Raw genomic sequence first — 1,248 nt, forward strand, 5'->3', positions numbered from 1 at the left:
GCCTCCGACCGGTAATGCCCGGCGCTCGGGCCGGCCTCAGCCCGGCCGGCGCTCGCAGGGCCGCCGTACCAGTCGAAGAAGAAGCGCTCGAACGGCGCGCGGGTCTCGGCCAGGAACCGCCAGACCGCCGAGACCAGCCGGTCGGTCTCGGGCCGCGGCGCCTCAGCCAACCCGAGCCGGCCGAACAGCGCCTGCGCAAACCCGTCCTGCAGGGCGGGGCCGAAGCCGGACAGGGCCGCTTCCAGGCGGGCTTGCGGGGCGAGCGTCAGGAGGCAATCGGCCAGCCGGGCGAGGTTCCAGAACAACGCCTCGGGCTGGCGACCGAAGCTGTAGAGGCCGGTCTCGTCGAAATAGGCGGCGGTGAAGTCCGGGTCGTAATGCGGCAGGAAGCGCCAGGGGCCGTAATCGAAGCTCTCGCCGGTGACGTTGATGTTGTCGGAGTTGAGCACCCCGTGGACGAAGCCCGCCGCCGCCCATTGCGCGCCGAGACGGGCGACCCGGCCGACCACGTCCTCCAGGAAGGCGACGCCCCGGTCCTCCAGGCTCTCGCGCCAGAGTTCCGGCCGGTGGGTCTCGATGGTGTGGTCGAGCAGCCGGGCTATGTTGTCCGGCTCGCCCAGCGCCAGGAAGCGCTGGAAGCTGCCGATGCGGATATGCCCGTGCGAGAGCCGCACCAGCACGCCGGAGCGGGCCGGGGAGGGCTCGTCGCCGCGCACCAGATCCTCGCCGGTCTCGATCAGGCTGAAGCTCTTCGACGTGTAGACGCCCTGCGCCTCCAGCAGGGCCGTGGCCAGCACCTCGCGCACGCCGCCCTTGAGGGTGAGCCGCCCGTCGGCCCCGCGGGACCACGGCGTCGTGCCGCTGCCCTTGGTGCCGAGATCGAGCAGCCGCCCGTCCTTCAGGTCGTGCAGTTGCGCGAACAGGAAGCCGCGTCCGTCGCCGAGCTCCGGGTTGTACGAGCGGAACTGGTGGCCGTGGTAGCGCAGCGCCAGGGGCGTCTCGAAGCTTCCGGGCAGCGGCGCGAACCAGCCGAAATGGGCGATCCAGTCATCATCGGACAAGCCGGAGAGGCCGACGCGCGCGGCCCAGGCCTGGTTGCGGTAGCGCAGGATCGCGGCCGGGAAGCGCGCGGCCGCCACGGGATCGTAGAAGGCGGATCCGAGATCGGCGTGGCGCCGGGACGGCCGGTAGGGTCTGGGTTCGGTCACGCGGCGCGTCTCCCGGGCTGGCGGCGCGGGTGCTGCCGAA

1 protein-coding gene is annotated in these 1,248 nt (G+C 72.3%); it reads right to left on the bottom strand.

What is annotated here, in order from left to right:
* The coding region (locus tag FV228_RS30160) for a protein adenylyltransferase SelO family protein (protein WP_147857779.1) at positions 1 to 1,208 on the bottom strand (1,208 nt) is incomplete at its 3' end.
* Between the last annotated feature and the right edge of the window lie 40 nt (positions 1,209 to 1,248).

The sequence above is a fragment of the Methylobacterium sp. WL18 genome (genome assembly GCF_008040015.1).
In the GTDB taxonomy this organism is placed as follows: domain Bacteria; phylum Pseudomonadota; class Alphaproteobacteria; order Rhizobiales; family Beijerinckiaceae; genus Methylobacterium; species Methylobacterium mesophilicum.